The sequence below is a fragment of the Sphingobium salicis subsp. salicis genome, from assembly GCF_049472635.1.
GTDB lineage: Bacteria > Pseudomonadota > Alphaproteobacteria > Sphingomonadales > Sphingomonadaceae > Sphingobium > Sphingobium yanoikuyae_A.
This window is the reverse complement of the sequence record NZ_JAYRCS010000001.1, coordinates 458,333-474,691: the sequence shown is the minus strand read 5'-3', so window position 1 is coordinate 474,691 and position 16,359 is coordinate 458,333. Positions and strand designations below refer to the sequence as shown.

Annotated in this window: 22 protein-coding genes and 1 tRNA gene; 11 read left to right on the top strand and 12 right to left on the bottom strand. The window is 55.8% G+C overall.

The features are described from left to right. Positions 1-114: 114 nt before the first annotated feature. The 3 genes from VHN57_RS02390 to VHN57_RS02380 all read right to left on the bottom strand — a co-directional run bounded on the left by VHN57_RS02390 (position 115) and on the right by VHN57_RS02380 (position 1,371). Positions 115-768 (bottom strand): HNH endonuclease, encoded by a 654-nt coding sequence (locus tag VHN57_RS02390; protein ID WP_313040292.1) that lies wholly within the window; start codon positions 766-768, stop codon positions 115-117. Positions 769-829: 61 nt separating this feature from the next. Next, entirely contained in the window at positions 830-1,189 is a 360-nt protein-coding gene (locus VHN57_RS02385) for an HNH endonuclease (RefSeq protein WP_313040294.1), read from the bottom strand. 56 nt (positions 1,190-1,245) lie between these two features. Beyond that, positions 1,246-1,371, bottom strand: coding sequence for a hypothetical protein (locus VHN57_RS02380; RefSeq protein ID WP_313040296.1), 126 nt, complete (start codon positions 1,369-1,371; stop codon positions 1,246-1,248). Positions 1,372-1,623: 252 nt separating this feature from the next. On the opposite strand from VHN57_RS02380, the gene VHN57_RS02375 reads away from it, so the two are divergent. Both VHN57_RS02375 and VHN57_RS02370 read left to right on the top strand, forming a co-directional pair. After that, positions 1,624-2,004 carry a DUF6232 family protein gene (locus tag VHN57_RS02375; protein ID WP_313040298.1) on the top strand — a complete coding sequence of 127 codons (381 nt, stop codon included), beginning with the start codon at positions 1,624-1,626 and terminating at the stop codon, positions 2,002-2,004. Positions 2,005-2,023: 19 nt separating this feature from the next. After that, positions 2,024-2,716, top strand: a complete 693-nt coding sequence (locus tag VHN57_RS02370; RefSeq protein WP_313040300.1) for an Abi-alpha family protein — start codon at positions 2,024-2,026, stop codon at positions 2,714-2,716. Between the two features lie 78 nt (positions 2,717-2,794). Here the strand turns inward: VHN57_RS02370 and VHN57_RS02365 are convergent, their stop codons facing one another. Further along, entirely contained in the window at positions 2,795-3,130 is a 336-nt protein-coding gene (locus tag VHN57_RS02365; protein ID WP_313040316.1) for a lysozyme, read from the bottom strand. A gap of 216 nt (positions 3,131-3,346) precedes the next feature. Between VHN57_RS02365 and VHN57_RS02360 the strand changes: the two genes are divergently transcribed. Next, positions 3,347-3,592 (top strand): hypothetical protein, encoded by a 246-nt coding sequence (locus VHN57_RS02360; RefSeq protein WP_423282605.1) that lies wholly within the window; start codon positions 3,347-3,349, stop codon positions 3,590-3,592. Positions 3,593-4,315: 723 nt separating this feature from the next. Here VHN57_RS02360 and VHN57_RS02355 read toward each other — a convergent pair. Next, positions 4,316-4,759, bottom strand: coding sequence for a hypothetical protein (locus tag VHN57_RS02355; RefSeq protein WP_423282603.1), 444 nt, complete (start codon positions 4,757-4,759; stop codon positions 4,316-4,318). A gap of 533 nt (positions 4,760-5,292) precedes the next feature. On the opposite strand from VHN57_RS02355, the gene VHN57_RS02350 reads away from it, so the two are divergent. After that, positions 5,293-5,937 (top strand): hypothetical protein, encoded by a 645-nt coding sequence (locus tag VHN57_RS02350; protein WP_423282601.1) that lies wholly within the window; start codon positions 5,293-5,295, stop codon positions 5,935-5,937. A gap of 233 nt (positions 5,938-6,170) precedes the next feature. Here VHN57_RS02350 and VHN57_RS02345 read toward each other — a convergent pair whose 3' ends face one another. Beyond that, positions 6,171-7,700: a DUF5906 domain-containing protein gene (locus VHN57_RS02345; protein WP_423282599.1), complete on the bottom strand. Its 1,530-nt coding sequence runs from the start codon at positions 7,698-7,700 to the stop codon at positions 6,171-6,173. 1 nt (position 7,701) lies between these two features. Further along, positions 7,702-8,736, bottom strand: a complete 1,035-nt coding sequence (locus tag VHN57_RS02340) for a hypothetical protein (protein ID WP_423282598.1) — start codon at positions 8,734-8,736, stop codon at positions 7,702-7,704. A 283-nt stretch (positions 8,737-9,019) separates the two neighbouring features. Between VHN57_RS02340 and VHN57_RS02335 the strand changes: the two genes are divergently transcribed. From VHN57_RS02335 to VHN57_RS02305, 7 genes are all read left to right on the top strand, one after another. Further along, positions 9,020-9,184 (top strand): hypothetical protein, encoded by a 165-nt coding sequence (locus tag VHN57_RS02335; protein ID WP_423282596.1) that lies wholly within the window; start codon positions 9,020-9,022, stop codon positions 9,182-9,184. 251 nt (positions 9,185-9,435) lie between these two features. Further along, positions 9,436-10,260 carry a hypothetical protein gene (locus VHN57_RS02330; protein WP_423282594.1) on the top strand — a complete coding sequence of 275 codons (825 nt, stop codon included), beginning with the start codon at positions 9,436-9,438 and terminating at the stop codon, positions 10,258-10,260. Between the two features lie 311 nt (positions 10,261-10,571). Beyond that, positions 10,572-10,802 carry a hypothetical protein gene (locus VHN57_RS02325; protein ID WP_423282592.1) on the top strand — a complete coding sequence of 77 codons (231 nt, stop codon included), beginning with the start codon at positions 10,572-10,574 and terminating at the stop codon, positions 10,800-10,802. Positions 10,803-10,883: 81 nt separating this feature from the next. Then, on the top strand, positions 10,884-11,249 hold the full coding sequence (locus tag VHN57_RS02320) for a hypothetical protein (protein ID WP_423282590.1): 366 nt from the start codon (positions 10,884-10,886) through the stop codon (positions 11,247-11,249). A 101-nt stretch (positions 11,250-11,350) separates the two neighbouring features. Next, the gene (locus tag VHN57_RS02315; protein ID WP_423282588.1) at positions 11,351-11,731 is read left to right on the top strand and encodes a hypothetical protein; all 381 of its coding nucleotides are present in this window, start codon (positions 11,351-11,353) and stop codon (positions 11,729-11,731) included. 76 nt (positions 11,732-11,807) lie between these two features. Beyond that, positions 11,808-12,344, top strand: coding sequence for a hypothetical protein (locus VHN57_RS02310; protein WP_313041695.1), 537 nt, complete (start codon positions 11,808-11,810; stop codon positions 12,342-12,344). Between the two features lie 188 nt (positions 12,345-12,532). After that, entirely contained in the window at positions 12,533-12,712 is a 180-nt protein-coding gene (locus VHN57_RS02305) for a hypothetical protein (RefSeq protein ID WP_313041696.1), read from the top strand. Positions 12,713-13,165: 453 nt separating this feature from the next. Here VHN57_RS02305 and VHN57_RS02300 read toward each other — a convergent pair whose 3' ends face one another. From VHN57_RS02300 to grxC, 5 genes are all read right to left on the bottom strand, one after another. Further along, a complete protein-coding gene (locus tag VHN57_RS02300) occupies positions 13,166-14,446 on the bottom strand; it encodes a tyrosine-type recombinase/integrase (protein ID WP_313041697.1) in 1,281 nt (426 codons plus the stop codon). A 181-nt stretch (positions 14,447-14,627) separates the two neighbouring features. After that, positions 14,628-14,704 (bottom strand) — tRNA-Arg (locus tag VHN57_RS02295). A gap of 36 nt (positions 14,705-14,740) precedes the next feature. Then, positions 14,741-15,226 carry a DUF1178 family protein gene (locus tag VHN57_RS02290; RefSeq protein ID WP_048938293.1) on the bottom strand — a complete coding sequence of 162 codons (486 nt, stop codon included), beginning with the start codon at positions 15,224-15,226 and terminating at the stop codon, positions 14,741-14,743. Continuing rightward, positions 15,223-16,053: a carbon-nitrogen hydrolase family protein gene (locus VHN57_RS02285; protein WP_278986348.1), complete on the bottom strand. Its 831-nt coding sequence runs from the start codon at positions 16,051-16,053 to the stop codon at positions 15,223-15,225. Before VHN57_RS02285 ends, VHN57_RS02290 begins: the two co-directional genes overlap by 4 nt. A gap of 5 nt (positions 16,054-16,058) precedes the next feature. Further along, positions 16,059-16,316, bottom strand: a complete 258-nt coding sequence (gene grxC, locus VHN57_RS02280) for a glutaredoxin 3 (protein ID WP_010335902.1) — start codon at positions 16,314-16,316, stop codon at positions 16,059-16,061. Positions 16,317-16,359 lie beyond the last annotated feature (43 nt).

The window sequence follows — 16,359 nt, the reverse complement described above, 5'->3', positions numbered from 1 at the left end:
CCCATATTTTGGGACAATATGATTTCACCCGCCCCTATATATGGGGCGGACAGAGCCGGGGCGACCACCTGATCGACCCGGCCTTCGCGCTCAATATTATTTATCCAAAGTCGATCAGACGGCGTTCCGCTTTTGAAATTCCGACCAGTGCGTTGCAAAGTCCGACAGCGATGCAGCACCCTTGGGAAGCGCGATGGTTTTGCCGTGATAATCCTCATAGCTGTCCATGCAGTCGGGCGAGATATGGACACGACCGTCACTCGGATCGATCGACAACAAAGCCTCATCGAACAGCCGATGAAGGTCTGCGCGGATAATCCAGCCATTGGTCACATGATCTTCGCCCTTATCAGCCACCGAGCAGATATGGGACGCATCGATAGCGTCAAGCACCTTGCACCCGCTGATCACACAGGTTGAATCGAATAGATCAAGCAGCGCGGTCCTGAACTTTCCATCCCGCTTCCAACGCTCCACGCTTTCGCGCTGACGATCCAACCGTTCCTGCTCAACCTCGACAACCGAATGACGGATAGTGAAGGTGCTGCGCAGTTCATCAGCCACAGCGCGGGACTGTGGACCGTCCCATTTCTTCTTGGCTTCGATATAGGCAAGCCGCACGATCGCCTTCATGGGAAGGGGCCGATTTCGGTCCATGATGAAATACGACCGCGAACGGCCGCTCTTTGCCTTTAACCGTAGTTCGTCATCGGTGAGGCCACGAGCAATTTCTACAGCTTTCTGAACCTGAGCATGAGTAACGAGCATGAACACCTCTCATATTGATGCTCGTAACTGCCTCATGATCAACGGCATTCCAACAGCTTCTTCATGCTAAAGATCGTTTGATCCACACAGCCAGTTCAGGCTCCTGCATCACATCCACCACATCATAGCCACGGCTGACGAACCGCTGTTCCACCCTACCCTTGCTCGCGTTGCAATCGACACAGGCGGGCGCAAGGTTGGCCGCATCATTGCTGCCGCCCAACGCCAACGCAATGATATGGTCGATGACCGTAGCCGCTGTGATCCGGCCTTCCGATCGGCAATAGCGGCACAGTGGTTCGGCATCGAGGATCGATGCACAACGGCGACGATAGCCACGGCTATGGTCACGCAGGGTTGCGCTGCCGCCAATGGATCGCTTGCGGGGGCGTTGACCAAGGATGCGGGGAAGGTCAGGCATCGTCGGTTAGAGGTTTAGAAGAAGCAACGCGTTAGCCAGCATGACGATGATGCGGATCATCCTTCTTCACCCCGGCCATCCTCCGGCATCGCATCGATAATGGTTTCGGCCGCATCGACCAGCTTGTCGATGGCGTCGAGAATGCGCTCAAGCGCAAGAATTGCAAAGTCATAGTCATCCATGTGACTATTTACTTCATCGTCAGTCAGACGGCCGCGCAAGCCGCGATTATGCTAGAAATGGTGTGCCCCGACCGACAGGCGGGCCGCTGAACACTCCGATCGCTCAGGGCAAGGGGCGCTATTACTGTCGATATTTGGATTGTTCAACCCGCAGCGCATGGCAGTGCGTCATTTTCAAAGCACTTTACTGTTAACCCTGCATTTGCAAATCCTGTGTCAGGGGCAGAACCACAGATGCAATTTGGGGGAATTATGAACGTCACTGTCGACAAAGATTTCGCGCGGTTCGGCGCGAAGAGCTACGCGATCAATAAAATCAATACCGTAGAAGTGCGCGAGAGAAAGCCGCATGGCCCGATAGGGACCGTGATCTTCGGACTCCTAGCATTTATCTTCGGCATCGCTGGCCTCGGATCGCTGGTTGGCCCAAGCATCTCAGGGGCCATCACCACGCTGGTAATTGCGGCGATCTTCGGCTTCATCGCTTACCGATTTTGGCTCAAGTCCAAAATCGTTGAATATCAACTTTTCCTGATGACCTCCTCCTCGGAGGCCCAAGCCATCACATCGCGAGATGGCGAGATGATTGACGATCTTCGCCGGAAGATTGAATCCGCGATGATTGCGGCCTGACGGGAAGGAAGAGCAATAGGTGTCACTTGGCATTGGCGATATCATCAAACCCATTCAGGACGCCCTAACACCCATCGGCAACACCCTCGGCGACGCATGGCAATTCGTTCTCGGCGACCGCTTTGCAGCTTGGCGGCTCACCAACGCCGCCAAAATTCAGGTGAAGGTCAATGAACAGGTTCAGGCGCTAGGCTTGAAATTGAACACGGCGAAAATTCCGGAGAGATACGCCCTTGCTTGGTTTGAGGAAGCCACCAAGCAAGACGAGGACGAAATTCAAACCTTGTTCGCGAAGCTGCTTACGAAGGCGTCAAATGGTGATGAAGATGCGCTTGATCGACGTCTTATCGGTATATTGGGTCAATTGACGCCATATGATGCAAAAGCGTTCAAAGCCCTATGCGAATTCCAACCTACTTGGGATGAATCTACCGAGCAGAAGGAGCTTCGGGAGAAGCTACTGTGGAAGCGGTGGACAGAGAAATATGCAGGGCATATTTTTGACTCCGCTTCCCATGAACGTCGCACGCGATGCATAGAACATTTGTTCAACATAGGGCTGATCGACAAAGAGATCAGCATAGCCCCTGATCGATTTCGTTCGACGTATAGGGTGGATTCTCGTGGCGGCATTCCCGACATGAAATATGAGGCTATCATAGAATTTAAACTCACCGCGCTAGGCGCTTCGCTCTATATAGCCACACGTTGACGCACAGGCATGAAGCGCCTGAACCTACAGGCCAACCGTCATCACGGCGACCATTCGTCGATGCCGCGCCGATAGACATTAAGCTTGATACAGCGCTGCTTCCGCCGCTCGCCTCTTCACTAATCCAGCAAGAACCTTCCCGCCCGCCTTATTCCACCGGGCAAATTCCTTGGCTGCCCCCGCATAGTCACCAGCCTGATGCTTTTTGAGCAGCGTAGACTTTGCCAGTGCGCCGATACCGAGATTGAACGCGAAGGACACAAGCGCATCAAACTGACCCTGCGTCATCTTCCCGCCCAGCCTGTTCACAGCCCCCTCGAAGCGCGCAAGATCGGCGGACAACAGTGCTTGCGATTGCTCACGTGTAATGGTCTGGCCCTTGCGGACATCAGAACCAGTGTGGCCGACTCCGATCGTTCAGACCTTGGCTGGGCAAAGGTAGGCGGTGAGACGTTCGCCTTCATAGGCGGTGATGATAGCGCGGCCAGCGGCCGAGGTGACTAGAGGTTCATTCCCTTAATTAGGCAACGCGATCCACGCGAGCGAAGGGTGGAACAACATGGGAACATCGGCTATGACGGTCGTTGCCGGGGCCTGACGGCGATAAACGTCAATCAGGGGTGCAATCCTATGAGTGAAGCCCGAACCAAAATCCTCCAGCGCCTGCAAAATGGTCCAGTCGCTGCGGTGAATGGAAGCCTGCACGTCGAGGGAGTAAATCCTGACGCACTTCATGAAGAATTAGTTCAGTTGAACAACGAAGGTAGAATCAAGGTGCATGGCCCATCTGCTGGATATTCAGATTTCGGCGTCGACCCTGAAATATTTTATCTACCCCAGCATCAACATCTGGTCAGGTTGATGCCGGAATATTGACGCGATCGTCATTACCCACTAACGAGGAAGCCCCGACAGTCATTGACTGCCGGGGCGGCCCCTTGAGGCTATGGAGGTTCCACGTTCTGTTCCTTTTCTTACGGGTGAGGACATTTCGACCTCTGATTTGAACCGGGCGGCAACCCGGTTCGACGAATAGGCCATCAGGGAGTGATATCCTTGGTGGCCTATTTCGTTAATGACCATCACATGGATTCGGCGCAAGAAAAATTTGAGATATTCGCTGGATTTTCTCCGAATGTTCGGAATATTCGCACGGACTGCGTAGAACGTCAACGCGACAGTGTCACTCCACACTCTTCCAACACTCTTATTACGTACCATTTGGCGACCGCAATGCGCACACGCATATTGACGGTTCGGTCAATAGACTTACGCGAACCGGATTTAATCACGAATTATATCGTGAAAAACTCGGATGAATTTCGGACGAACTTTTAGCGTCCTTAACACGAACACAAACACGAACCTGTTTATGAACTCGAATACGAACCGGAAAACGCACCGGTTGAATCCCGCTAAAATTTCGGATCGAATTACGGCCGTCGATCACGGCGTATACGACCGCGCCGATCGGCGTTGATCATCACGCGCAGATTATGCAGACGCATCGCAACACGCATATCGTCGTCGATATCGATCGTTGCGAGACGCGCAGCAGCGTCGGAAATCATTTCGTCAAAGTCGATACACGTCATCGATCTAATTATCGGAGAGCCAATCCATCTGCGGTCTACCCTCATATCCCGGCAAGAAGACGAACCACGCATAGTCCCAGACATTCGATTTCACCGGTTTGCCACCCGCGTCATCGACTTCCCATTGCGGCCTTTTCGGCAGGTTGAGAACATGCGCCAGCCCAGCCGTTCGAAGCCATTTCGCGCGGCGCTGGGTGGTCTGCCAGCCGATGGATTGAAGTATGCAGATAGGGCCGCTGACATGCGTTTTCGCCCGCTCGACGAACTCCTTCGCCAATGTGAAAGGCGGATTGGTCAATAAGAAGTCACTTCGCGGCGGATCGTCCATCGTGAGATAATCCGCCACGGTAACCTGCCCAATGTCAGCCAGCTTTGCGGCTTCCTCCTCGCGGATGTCATTAGCCCAATGCAGCCCCATATTTCCCCGCGAAATGATTTCCCGCAGCATCCTGCCATCACCAGCCGACGGGTCGCAGCCTCGACCGGAGAACCATTCCGGCCGATAATCCAAAAGGGGCAGATAGGCGTAGGCTGGAGTGCGAAACACCTCATACCGTTCGGCTCGTGCGCGTATCGTTTTGACCGCCTTAGCGCCCTTCCGAGCGCGTTCCCGTGGCGGCTGCGGTGCCTCCTCTCCCATCCGCGCTAGTGCTCGTGCAACAGTGTTATGCGTCACAGGACCGCCACGCGCCGCACGATGACCAGCCGAGTTGAGTGCTCGCACAATGTCGCGGATCGGCGCGCCGTGCATGGTGGAAATGACTTCCAGTAGCGGCCGAGACCGATCGTGCGCGTCTGCCGTCCGCCGCATCTGGCTCTCGATGATGCCGGGTCTGAATTTTGGCTTTTGACTAAACGAACTAGGCATCGCAGCGGCACTAAACGAACAGATTTCGTTGGCAAGCCAGAGCGGTCAAAGAGGCTTTATCAGGGGCTGTAAATCTGGCAGCGAAAGTGCCGCACTGCGGGGGGGGAAGAGATTTGACAAGCATTGAAGACGAGACGGTGGCCAACCCAATGGTCAGATGGGTGGGAAATGGAATGGCAGCAGCGGCCATCATCGCCATCTGCTTGTATCTTCTCGATCATCAGTTGGGTTGGATCGACTGCTGGGCATTTGAATGGGGCGATTTCGCCACGCTAGCGACTGGCGCTGGAGCAGTAGCTGGCGCAGTATGGGTGGGTCGAATACAGACCAAAATATCGGATAGACAAACTGAAATACTCGGTCACCAAGTTGAGATTGAGCGCATATCGATGAGGGCAGAACTCTACGATAGACGAATGAAATGTTTCAGCGATATCGTAATTTTTTCTTCGAACACAGGATTTAGCGATGAAAATTCTACAGGCATTACCTTCAGAGATTTCAGTATAGCAGTCGAGACCGTTCAATTTCTTTTTAATGACGATATTTACGGCGTCGCGGTAAATATCCGACGTCACGTCATGGCTTACCGGACTCTCAAGATCGATATTGATAATTGGGACCGTTTCGATGCAACAGAACGCGAGGACCAGATCAGGCGGAGCAAGCGCAGCGCTGCTGCGGCACGGGCGATGGTCGAAGACTTCGCGAAATTGGCCGCTCCCATGATGCGTGTAGATGAGCACCAGCGCATCTAAGCTCGCCACTCTACGTAAGCGTCTGAGTGGGTGAGTAGTGAGTAGGTGCCGAATTTTCCCAGTATAGGAAAAGGCGAATGCCTTTTCCGTTCTCTATAGAGATTTTAAAATGACTTACTCACTTACTCACATAGGAAATAAATACAATAATAACAATATGTTAGATTCAATTCGGGTGAGTAGGTGGTGAGTAGGTGAGTAAGTGAAAAGGGGGCCGAAGCCCCCTCCCCTTATCATCCAAGATCAATCGCTGGTTTCGACCGGCCAAAATCGTCAGTAATCCAGTATCGACCATCGTTGGTTCCCTCGACCATCGCCCCCTTGGATCGGAAGAATGCCACCTTGGACCGCTGACCGTTGATCGAGATGTTATGTTCGCCACGGCTGACATCGACGTTTTCCCGGCGCGCCCACGCCTCCAGCATCGCGTAAAGGTTGGATCGGGCCTTGGGCTTCCGCGCCGCCTCTTTGCAGAACCGGGTGTAGAGGTCGAACAACGTGCTGCACTTGATATGCGAGAAATGATCGTCTGCGAACACGGCTTCGAACAGACGGTCTTCGATCGACTTTTGGTCACGACGCAGCTTGGCGTAGTCGCCACCGTGAAGGGCTTCCAGACGGCGCACATCGCCGTGCTTTTCAATCATGGCGTTGATCCAGCGCCCTACCTGATCCCGATCGGACAGGATGGCCTTGCCCTCGCCGAACAGCCAGTCCAGCGCTGTGGCGGTATCGCAGTCCATTTTCCGGGCCAGATGATTGGAGATCGGCTCGCCACCGATTACGATAGACCATCGACGGTCGACACCGCCGCCCGATAGCATGACCGATCCATCGACGTCGTTGCCGCTGATGAAGATCAAAGCCGTCATGTCGATTTCGAAACTATTCAAGCCCTTATGCTCGACCGTCATCCGGTCGCTACCAACAATCCGCTTGAGGTCATCTAGCGAATACCGACCACGCGCAGCTTCATTGATGAACCACAGCGCCTTACCTTCCAACTGTGCGTTGAACTTGCCGCAAACGGTATCCATCGACAGATTGTCCGCCACGGCCGATTGACCGAACAATGTCGCACACACCGTCGCGACGAACACTGATTTACCTGTGCCACCTTCATCCTGAAAAATGAGCGCAGGAAGCTGGACGTTCTCAGGGTGGAGGTATTTCGCGACCATAAGGCGTTCGATATGTTCGATGTTGTCGGCTTTGCCGCCGCCGATCGACGCCAACAACGTATCGAATATCCAGTGATATTCCCCAGACTGTCGCGGGCAAAAATCGACGCGCATCATGTTCAGGACGTTCGCCGGGACCGGCTTAAATGTGTAGGTGCAGCGATCGAACCAGCGCCGATCTTCACGCATCACATCCATGAAGAGCGCGAATTCCATCGCGTCACGCAGCCCCAGTCGTTCGTGCTGCAACGCCTTTTCCGTGACCGGCATCCATGAAGTACCGTCACGCAACCAGTAGCGATCCTGTCCCAGCACATAATGGTAATCACGATCGGCCAACCACACGCGGATGTCCGCCTTAATGGCCTCTGCTGCATCCTCGGCGCTCATCTGGGCTGGCACCAGCGCCCTACGCTGGGCGACCAACTGCTTAAGCGCGGTCGTACTGGAATTCATCAGCTTCGTATCGTTCGCCGCGATGGCCGATGCCATCGACTGGTTCGCCTGATCGATCAGGTTATTCAGAGCCTTCAGCGCGTCCTCCGGTTCGCGCTTTTCGTTCAGTTGGACAATGTCAGTCACTTCAATTTTTCCTCACTTTCTTCAGGGTCCGCTTGGCCTCAAGATAGGCCGAAAGGGTATATTCTGCTGGCGCATAAGACGCCTTCGCGGCAGCGCTATCCACGATCGCCGCTAGATAGTTATCATCGACGTAATCGCGGCCTGACAGGGCCGTAGCCTCTCTGAAGCGATCGATGAGATATTCGCGGTCAGGCTGCTGCGTGGACCGATAATAGTGCATGCTGGCGCGCAGAAGGGGCGCATGAACGTGTGGATTGCCGACCTCTGCCATGGCATCTTCGAACGAAGCCACAACAGAACGATCGGCCGAGACGGTAAAGTCCATCACAGGCACTTTCCGCTTGTGTTCGACGGGCGGCCGATACGGGTCGAGCGTGACCGTGTCAGACGCCTTGCGGACCAGCCCAACGCGCTCACGCTCCAAGGGATCGGCGCAGCCGTGGAAGAGCGGCGCAGCCGTGTAGTGGGGCTGGACAGGCTGAAACAGCGATAGGTCACACATCCAGTTTTGGCTATCCGCGCGCCGCTTGATGTCGCTGTCAGCGTATGACTGATCTAGCATGAACCAGATATGCGCTGACAGTTCATCCCAACCGCGCAGCCCAGCACTCGACGACCACTGGTAGACGTAGCTGGTCCGCTGAAAACAATCAGGCAGCAACGATACCAGCCAGTCAATGCGTTCGGCCGCAGTATCCAGCCCGCGCAGCGCCATCACTTTGTCGAAATCGATGCAGACCCAGTTTCGGTCGACCGATTTGAAAGCCGGGTCTGGCTTACCAGTGGCGGGAAGGTAACGGCGGCGAACATCGCGCCTGTTGGCTTGGTCGATCAGGCCGCCACGGATGACGCACGATCGAGGCTGATCGTTAAGCCAGCGCAGCACATCATAAAGGTCGTCGCTCGTGCGCATGTCATCGACCGTATCGACATCAAAGGTAGCAGCGCCTTCATATCCTTTGATGATCCAGCCCTTATCGTCACGCGTGACGGTCTTGCACAAATCGCGATGCCGCGACGTCAAAATAGTTATCACTCAATTTCCTCCATAACAAAAAAGCCAGCGCGGTAGCGGTCGCGCTGGCTTTCGGCTTTTTGTCTTCAGAGGTAATATGATGACCTTAGATAGATTGCCCATCCGCTGTCAATATTATTTATCCTAATCGCTCAAACTAGCTAACCAGTCGCCGCTACAGCGTCCGATATTATTTATACCTAACCGCGATTTCGCCGTTCAATATATTATTTCATGTTTTCAGCCTTATTCTGGGCTGCTGCGCCAAAACCAATAAATAGGTGGTCAACAGATGAGGTAATTTATGACTGATACAACCATCACCGAGCGCTCTGTCTGGAGCATGACCATGGAAGAAGTTGAGGCCGAGTTGAGGCAGACCCGCCCACATACGCCGCGATATCTTGCGCTTTGCCGCTACATTTTCACGAACACATATGACCGGACGCCTGACGGCGGTTATCGCTGATATTTCGCGTCGGGCCGCTTTCCATCACTTCATCGCTAAATATCTGTGATCAAATTGGGTGGGGCCATCGTTGCGACATGACGATGGCTCCATTTTCATTCTCTCTTTCAAAGCTTTGCGACATCGATTACAGAGGCGGAATGAAACACCACCTCTCCCTCGATCGCCGAGCATTAGGCGAGACAACCAGAGGTGGCCGTCTCTGACACCTGATTGGCCACCACCGGATGTCTCCTTGGCTAAGGAGATATATGATGGCGGTGATCAAGCATGTGGTCGCAAGCTTTGCGGAAGCTGCGCGTAACGGTCAGGTTTTCGATCGTATTGACGCAAGGCGCATCCGCGCCATTGATGTTGGCAATAACTGGGATTTGCCCGCCTTTGATTTCGGTCATCTCGACGATTTGAAAAGCCCCAACATTTTGCCTCGCCAGCGGCGGGATGAACTGTGGGCCGACTGGCTCGACCTTCGCGAGAGCGGCCAATTCCGTTTGCCGTTCCCGCACTGCCTGTATGTTTACCGGTGGCGCGATGGCGGGCTGGTCAATGTGTTTGACCTGCGTCAGAGCGATGACAACCTCCTGATTGACGTTTACTTCAACTATGCTGGCCAGCCGCGTTGGCACCACCATGCCGCCAAGCTCAACTATGACATGCACGCCGCCACGTTGGACCGGGCGTTGACCAGCTTCGCCGAAGACTTCCTTCCCGCAGAAAAGCTGGGAATTTATCAAGATGCACAAGCGAACTGGTCGAAAATGATCCTTGCGACGTTGCTTCTCCGCCGATCCAACACGACCGAGGAAATCCAGTGCAACGACAGAGAGTTGCGCAGTATCAACTCGCGAAGGGCCAAGGCCGATGAAAGCCCCATTCGCGACATGATCCGCATCCGCTATAACAAGCACGATCTGGGCCACAGGATCGCATCCGCAGAACCTACTGGCAGCACGCGCTGCCCGCATGATCGGCGCGCCCATTACCGCCGCTTGCGGTCTGGCAAGATCATCCCGGTCCGAGCCTCCCACATTCATGGCGGCGGCGACCGCGCACGCAACTATGTGGTGGCAGCCTAAAAAATCTGTTCAGCGGTCAAATTGCCGGGACCATCGTTCGACATAACGATGGTCCCATTGTTTGCGCATCTACCCACGATTCGGATTTCGCCACTTGGTCGGCAAAACATCATGCGATAAAATTTATCCCGAATTTTCCATCTGAATAAAATCAACATCTTACCATAATCAGGCTTCATAATTGGTGATAAAAAATGCTTGAAGCGGCTGATTTTACCGTATATAGAGGTAAAATTGATACTTTTGCGCCTTGCATAATGTTGATCAATGGTGCATAACCATCGGGTCAGCAACGATCACGGTTCAAGCGCATGTATTATTCCAAAAATCAGGCAGCCGCCCGGCTCAAAATCAGCGCAGCGACCTTCGATCGTCGTCGTCGTGAAGGCCTGATTCCACCCCCTGTTGAAGGCGTGCGCAAAGCCCCGCTCAAATGGGACAAGGCTATCATCGACAATCTGGCGGACGGCCCCCGTCTTGTAACCCAGACGTGGACGTCACTGCCAGTGACTGGTCTGAAAATTCCGTCCATTCTGGACTGATCTAATCTGACAATTTGAAACCTATCCGGGGGCGCGATGCGCTTCCGAAGACGGGAAAGCTATATCGAGAGAGAGTTTCACATGGTTACGAACGCTGCCACCACCACCAACGACGACCCCTTCCGCTTCTTCGCCCCTCGCGTCACGGTCACAACGGGCCAGCTTTCGGTGATGCGGGCTTTGGCTATCGCGAGCCTGTGCGGGTTCGGTTCCGTCGAGATGAACGAACTGACCGACGTCTTCGACCTCGACTGGAACGATGTACTGGACGCACGCGATTATCAAAATGAAGAGTTCGTCGGCCTTGACCTTTATCGTGACGCGGATGGCGAGGACGTGGACGCACTGGTGTTGGAAGAACCGGGTCATCGCTATCTGAAGGCGATCGGCATGTGGCCCGAAATCATCGACGCCGCTGAAGCGTTGAAGCCAAGGCTCCCGCTCTAAACACCTGAAATTTTAGGGCACCTCATCTGCTGGTGCCTATGCCGTCCGGGGCCATGGTGGTCCCGAAGACGGGAGAGCTATGAATAAAGGACTTTAATAATATGGACGCGTATGAAATTTGGACCGAATATGATGATTTCGAATACGCACTGATGAACATCGTCAACACCACGATCGACGACGCGGAAGTGGATTTGGAATGGACGGTCGCCGCTGCGACCATAACGACCAAGTGGGATGACGTCGAAGGTGATCCCTTGCTTTATGTCACTATCACCCACCCTGATTTTGCGATTCGATTCAGCAATCTGTTTGAGGATGGCGATCACAATATCCAGCTTACATATGATGATCGCGACAACATGGTCGGCGAATTTACCGGCGATTTCGTCAAGTTCATGTCGTGGCTAACGGAACACGGTGGCGTCGATGGTATGCGAGCAGCCTTCGAAGAGGCAAAGGCCGAATATCAACCCAACTAATCTGAGACAGCCAAATGACCGGAGGCGCGGCGCACGCCCCCCGGTGGCAGCAAATATGCGCGTAAGGGCAATGAGTATGGAAGACTTTATCGTCGTGACGGCCGAAAATTTGGAAGCCGTCAGGGAAGCCGCCGAAAGCGATCAAGCAATGGAATTCGTGCCGGGTTGCGCGACATGGATTGTGCGCGACGCTGATGGTGACACCGGCCGTATGAGCAGGTGGCCCGATGGCGAGCGCGGCGCAATCCATTGGGGCGCTGACAGCCGGTGGGGCGATTGGGATGATGACGGTAATCTTGTGATCGACGACGATGGGGACGTGATCGACAAGACCGGGACGATCGTGCGCGCATCGCCCCTCCAGATGATCGCCAAGATGGTTCGCATCCGCGATTTCCTCCTTATGGGGCGACCGATGGCAGCGGGCAACGTGGCAATGTTCGATCTGAAAAATGGCTTGAAAGTGAAAAGCCACGATTTCGAACTGGACGTCCGTAACAAAGACATTTCGTTTGAAGGGGATGTCGATGCCTTCACCAATTGGCTAGCGGTCAACGGTGCGCATAGCCTTGCGGACGAAGAAATCGCCTTTCTGCGCGCCATCGCAGCCTGACGATCTGGGGAGGCGTTGACCTCCCCACCTGACCGCCCATCGCGGTCACCAATTTTCCGAAATCATCAATCACTTTATCGGCGCAGCGCGGGGCTGCGCTGAACCCTTACCCATGCGGGTAAGGCAACCCATCCTTGCGCCCTACCGGCCGGGCACAGGGATACGCCAACGACCGGGGGAGGACCATCATGAACAAGCATCAGCCCGACCATGACCGCCAGCATGACAACGACAATGTGATCGCGTTTCCCGTCGATCGTCGGGTGCGCCCTGTCGAAGAACCACGCTTTGAAGTCAGCGGCTTCTGGTGGACTCAGCGCGAATGGGACGAATATGAAGCCCATGTCCGAGAGAGCTTCGGGCTTTGAAGTGGACGATCCGATCATGCTGAAAGGGTTCGGTCTCCCAGCGAATAACCGGATCGCCCATCCAACCTTTACAACGACCTTCACCGAGCGTCGACACAAAAAGGCCCGGTCGGGCCGGGCCTAAGGGAGAAGCATCGTGATTTTCAGAGCATCGCAATCCTACGTCTTTGCACTTCGTTAGCAACAGAAAAATGGCCCGGCGCTATGGTCGCCGGGCCATTGAAGTCGCCGCTGCCAAATTCGGATCGTCGAAAAAAGCGATCTGTTGTGACCAGTATGATGACGCTGAAGTGAGAATTTTTCGTTAAGGCTTTGACCCGTTGATATCCTCACGACAAAAAATCGGCCCGGCAATGCCGGGAAGTAATCTTCGGAGGAGAAGATCGAATTTAGGGTCGCCGCACTGCGGTCGCTGAACGCGCAGCATGGACAATATAGACAACGTTCAACGACTCATTTTGTTGCTTGCTTCGGCGTTTTTGCGATCGTGTCGAGACGATTGGCCCACAGCATTAACGCCCGCCTTTTCTCTGCATAATAATCGTTACGGTCGTAGGTGCCTTCCACTCCACGAATGATGTGGCTTAGCACCCGTTCAATGTGATCCTTGGCGATGAGACGATTGCCACCTTCATCGCGCAAGCCGTTCATATGAGTTGAGACGCTGCGTCGCAAATCGTGAAATGACCAGTGTGCCACTTCAATACCATCGGCCGCCGCCAATTTTACCACGGCCGCCTTGATCGCGGCCTGCCGCTTGGAAAAGCCAGTCAGATGATTGTCACCGTCACCGGCCGCGAACAGGTAGCGCGATGTCGTTGCCTTCAACCGCCGCTCGACAATCTCCCACGCCTGCTGTGTGAGCGGGACGACGTGCGCTCGATTGTGTTTCATGCGATCTGCGCTGATCGTGATGTGACGCGCGCCGATATCCACCTCCGACCTCAACGCGCCAAATATCTCATTCTTCCGCTGCCCCGTCATCAGCGCGAGCCGGTAGGCATCCATCCAAATCTGATCTTCCGCTTGCAACGCAGTAAGCAGGTAGCGGATTTCGTTTTCCGTTAGATACCGGTCCCGTGCCTGCAACTGCGAAACGGGCAGGTCTTCCGCTGGATTGGTCCTGAGCCCCGTGGCGCGCTTCTCCAGCTTGCCCCACCGAAAAAATGCCTTGATGTATCGCGTCGTGGAATTTGCCGCCCCCATATAGCCATCGTCGCGAAGGCCCTGAATGACATCGTAAAGCGCCTCTTCGGTCACTTCATCCATAAGAGTGCCGCCGATTTCCTCAGCCCATAGCCGCGTCCACATCCCTTCTTTCTCGATGATTGTGCGGGGTTTGTTGCGTGCTTTGCCGTGAAGGTTGGTTCCTGCCTTCAGGCCGCTGATGTAGCGATCCCATGCCTCCTGACACGTCATGCCCGCCCGTTTTGCTTCAGCTACTGGCATTGCATCCGGGGCCGCCAAGCCAGCGCCATATTTGACATGGACATCGATGCCTGCGTCGTGATCAGCCTGAATTTGACCAGCTTTGGCGCGAGCGCCCGCCAGCCCCACGGCTGGAAACTTCCCCAGCGTAAGCGTCCGAGGCACACCATTCACCCGCGCCTGCCAGCGCCAAATCTTGCTGCTCTTGGAGACGACCAGCGAGAGCCGGTTACCCTTGGGGTCTATGTATCTCGCACTCTCAAATTTCAGTGCGACCAGCGCCTGATGATTCCACTTCAGTTCCATAATCCGACCTCTGTCGAATCATACGCATCATCATACGCTGGTGTGGCTGAGGGGCGCGGACGTTACCCAAGCTTACCCTCAATTACCTCGACCGTATGATAAAACGTATGATGCGAGGCGTTTCCGCCCCTGTGAAGCAACAAGGTCAGAGCTTCAAATCTTTGATTTTATTGGAGAAAAATGGTGCACCCGACGGGATTCGAACCCATGGCCCTCAGATTAGGAATCTGATGCTCTATCCTGCTGAGCTACGGGTGCACGCGGCGCCGGCTCTATTATGCGCGGCGCGCGCGGTCAATTCTTCGCTTCGGGCGGAATCACCGGAAAGGGCAGTTGCGCGACATTGATGCCTTCCTCGGCCAGCGCCTTGGCCTCGGCCGGGGCGACCTCGCCATGAATGCTGCCCTTGTCCTGCTCGCCATAATGCATGGCCCGCGCCTGCTCGGCAAAGCCGCGTCCGACCCAGGTCGAGCCTTCCAGCACCTTCTTCTGCGCGTCCGCCAGCGCCTCGACCAGCGCGCGCATCTTCGCCTCGTCCGGCCCGGCCGCCACCGGTGCCGTCTCCGCTTCGGCCGCCGGCTGCTGCTGGACGATCTCGCGCCGCTGGTTGCCCTTGGCCGCCACCGCCGGCGCCATCAGCGCCTTGCCGACCCGCGTGTCGCCGCACAGCGGACAGGCCAGCAGGCCGCGTTCCTTCTGGTCCGCATAGTCTGCGCTGGAACCGAACCAGGCCTCGAAGACATGGCCCTGGCCCTCGCACTTAAGGTCGAAAACGATCACCTGATCTCAACATCCTGCGGTATCACGCGCCGATTGGCGATAGCGGGCACCCGCCCGCGCACCGCCTCTACGCGGGTCAGGTCAAGATCGGCAAGGGCCAGCCCCGCCCCCTCGCCCATGTCCAGCAGCACATCGCCCCACGGATCGACCACCAGGCTATGGCCATAGGTGGTGCGCCCGTCCTGATGCTCGCCCGCCTGCGCGGCAGCGATCAGGAAGCAGCCCGCCTCGATCGCGCGGGCGCGCAGCAGCACATGCCAGTGCGCCTGGCCCGTGGGCACGGTGAAGGCCGCCGGCGCCAGCAGCACGGTCGCGCCCGCATTGGTCAGCGCCCGGTAGAGATCGGGAAAGCGCATGTCGTAGCAGATGGAAAAGCCCATCCGCGCCCAGGGCGTATCGACCGCCACCACGCTCTCCCCCGGCCCATAGACCGAGGATTCGCGCCAGCTCTCGCCCGATGCCAGGTCGACGTCGAACAGATGGATCTTGTCGTAGCGCGCCCGTATCTCGCCGCGATCGTCGATCATGAAGCTGCGATTGGCCCAGCGCCCGTCGCTGCGCGCATCTTTCAGCGGCAGCGATCCGATATGGATCCACAGCCCCTCGCGCGCTGCCGCCTCGCGCACCGCGGCCAGCACGATATCGTCCGCCTCGCCGCGCAGCGTCGCCGCCGCACGCTTGCGATCGCGGTCCAGATAGCCCGCCATTTCCGGGGTGAAGAGCATGTCCGCCCCCTCCCCCTTGGCGCGCTTCGCCGCCTCCTCAATCGCGGCGGCATTGGCGGCCGGGTCGATCCCGGTCGTCATCTGAAAGATGGCGGCGCGCATCGGGCTTACAGCCCCAGCAGCGGGTCGAGCTTGCCCTCGCGGTTCAGCGCGGCGAGATCGTCGCTGCCGCCGATATGCTGACCGTCAATGAAGATCTGCGGCACGGTGGTGCGTCCGGGCGCCCGCTCCAGCATTTCCTCGCGCTTGGGACCGCCCAGCGAGATGTCATATTCCTCGAAGGCAACACCCTTGCCCTCCAGCAGTGCCTTGGCCCGCGCGCAATAGCCGCACCAGTCCTTGGTATAGATTTCGACCTTTGCCATTATCTCGGTAAAACTCCTTTGCCCCGAAATTGGGGGGAATGCG

Excerpts from the sequence above, each read along its gene's own strand:
- VHN57_RS02390 (WP_313040292.1), bottom strand. The coding sequence starts at position 768 with ATGCTCGTTACTCATGCTCAGGTTCAGAAAGCTGTAGAAATTGCTCGT.
- VHN57_RS02385 (WP_313040294.1), bottom strand. The coding sequence starts at position 1,189 with ATGCCTGACCTTCCCCGCATCCTTGGTCAACGCCCCCGCAAGCGATCC.
- VHN57_RS02380 (WP_313040296.1), bottom strand. The coding sequence starts at position 1,371 with ATGGATGACTATGACTTTGCAATTCTTGCGCTTGAGCGCATTCTCGAC.
- VHN57_RS02375 (WP_313040298.1), top strand. The coding sequence starts at position 1,624 with ATGAACGTCACTGTCGACAAAGATTTCGCGCGGTTCGGCGCGAAGAGC.
- VHN57_RS02360 (WP_423282605.1), top strand. The coding sequence starts at position 3,347 with ATGAGTGAAGCCCGAACCAAAATCCTCCAGCGCCTGCAAAATGGTCCA.
- VHN57_RS02355 (WP_423282603.1), bottom strand. The coding sequence starts at position 4,759 with ATGCTGCGGGAAATCATTTCGCGGGGAAATATGGGGCTGCATTGGGCT.
- VHN57_RS02335 (WP_423282596.1), top strand. The coding sequence starts at position 9,020 with ATGACTGATACAACCATCACCGAGCGCTCTGTCTGGAGCATGACCATG.
- VHN57_RS02330 (WP_423282594.1), top strand. The coding sequence starts at position 9,436 with ATGATGGCGGTGATCAAGCATGTGGTCGCAAGCTTTGCGGAAGCTGCG.
- VHN57_RS02325 (WP_423282592.1), top strand. The coding sequence starts at position 10,572 with ATGTATTATTCCAAAAATCAGGCAGCCGCCCGGCTCAAAATCAGCGCA.
- VHN57_RS02320 (WP_423282590.1), top strand. The coding sequence starts at position 10,884 with ATGGTTACGAACGCTGCCACCACCACCAACGACGACCCCTTCCGCTTC.
- VHN57_RS02315 (WP_423282588.1), top strand. The coding sequence starts at position 11,351 with ATGGACGCGTATGAAATTTGGACCGAATATGATGATTTCGAATACGCA.
- VHN57_RS02310 (WP_313041695.1), top strand. The coding sequence starts at position 11,808 with ATGGAAGACTTTATCGTCGTGACGGCCGAAAATTTGGAAGCCGTCAGG.
- VHN57_RS02305 (WP_313041696.1), top strand. The coding sequence starts at position 12,533 with ATGAACAAGCATCAGCCCGACCATGACCGCCAGCATGACAACGACAAT.
- VHN57_RS02300 (WP_313041697.1), bottom strand. The coding sequence starts at position 14,446 with ATGGAACTGAAGTGGAATCATCAGGCGCTGGTCGCACTGAAATTTGAG.
- VHN57_RS02285 (WP_278986348.1), bottom strand. The coding sequence starts at position 16,053 with ATGCGCGCCGCCATCTTTCAGATGACGACCGGGATCGACCCGGCCGCC.
- grxC (WP_010335902.1), bottom strand. The coding sequence starts at position 16,316 with ATGGCAAAGGTCGAAATCTATACCAAGGACTGGTGCGGCTATTGCGCG.